Origin of the sequence: Bacillus sp. B4EP4a, from assembly GCF_006680105.1 — a bacterium.
In the GTDB taxonomy this organism is placed as follows: Bacteria; Bacillota; Bacilli; order Bacillales; family DSM-1321; genus Peribacillus; species Peribacillus simplex_E.
Genome location: NZ_VHIK01000053.1, coordinates 1 through 1,367, shown reverse-complemented (window position 1 = coordinate 1,367; position 1,367 = coordinate 1). Strand labels below are relative to the sequence as shown.

At 40.7% G+C, this 1,367-nt stretch carries 1 protein-coding gene; it reads right to left on the bottom strand.

Going from position 1 to position 1,367, the window contains the following annotated elements; translation table 11 throughout:
* Positions 1–1,053, bottom strand: a 1,053-nt coding sequence (locus FNK51_RS22900) for an IS110 family RNA-guided transposase (RefSeq protein ID WP_141994793.1), incomplete at its 3' end; no start/stop codon positions are given.
* Positions 1,054–1,367: the final 314 nt, after the last annotated feature.

Genomic DNA, 1,367 nt, shown 5'->3' with positions numbered 1-1,367 from the left:
ACTTCTTATGCCGCATAGTACGGCAAGATACAGAGAATGACGTAGTCTGCTCGAACCTCTTTTCGTAATACGATTAATGGTTGCCGTAAACTTACCTGATGAGTGAACACTTGGATCTACTCCAGCGAAGGCAACCAGTTTTTTCGGGTGATTAAACCGATCGATTTCACCAATTTCAGAGATAATCGTGGCTGCGATTTTTTCTCCGATACCGGGAATCGATTGGATGATCTTATACTCTTCCAGTTCATTTGCCAGGGCCACTATACGATCTTCCAACTCAGAGAGGTGTCCCTGGTAATGAAAAAGCAACTCAATATACATACGAAGATTGATTACGTGACTTTGATACACGTTTATTTGAAATGGATTTCGAGACGCGGAGTCCATTATTTTTTTTGCTTTTTCCCATGCCCATTGACCCGATCGGCTAGAACAGAACTCTATTACACTCTCTGCTAGTCTACTTTCTCCGGCCGTTAATACCGCCTCTGAAGTAGGATATTCCTTTAACATCAATAAAGAAACCTTTGAATATAGATCCCCAAAAACCTTCCGGTATTCAGGAAACACTTGATCTAAAATGGTGTGAAACTGAAGTTTAGCCTCCACATACATATTCGTTACGATTTCCTGTTGTCTTGACATATTACGAAGGTCTAAAAGCTGAATTCCTCTAATTTTATGAGGTTCAAAATCCTCCTTGTAATACAGCACACACAACTGGTACGCATCGATTGCGTCCGTTTTTACCTTCCGTAAACTGGACTTCTTTGCCTGATAAGAAATAATCGGATTTAGTAAGATATATAGAATCCCTTGTTCCTCCATGTATTGAATAACAGGAGAATGGTAATGCCCTGTAGATTCTAAAATGACCATAGGCATCTGCCCTGTCACCTCTTCAATTTCTTTTAGAAATTCTAAAAAATGCTCTAACTCCTCTTTGATATGCTTCATTGAAAAGCTCTTCCCATACGGTTTAGATTGATCTAAAAATGCCTGAACTTGGCTCTCTCCTTTTGCCACATCCAGACCAACAACTGGATTCATTGTTTTTTCCCCCTCTACTTACTAACCAGTACCCCTAGTCCTCCATGTAGTGTCATAGCTTCGCTTGTTATACGAGATCTGCGTCCCAACCAGCCTCAAACATGTTTCTACAAGTAGGGGGCGGACAGTTTAGTTCACGGGATCAAGTCCCACGCACCCGTACGTCCTACCCTGGCTACTGATATAATAGATTCTATTAAAAAAAGGTCAACCAGTAATTTTTACTGGTCGACCTTATAATACGAACGCACCCGTTAGCATTCCTGTAGATCGTTAAATATCAGGTTTGAAAAAAATAGAGCCCCTCAGTAAGA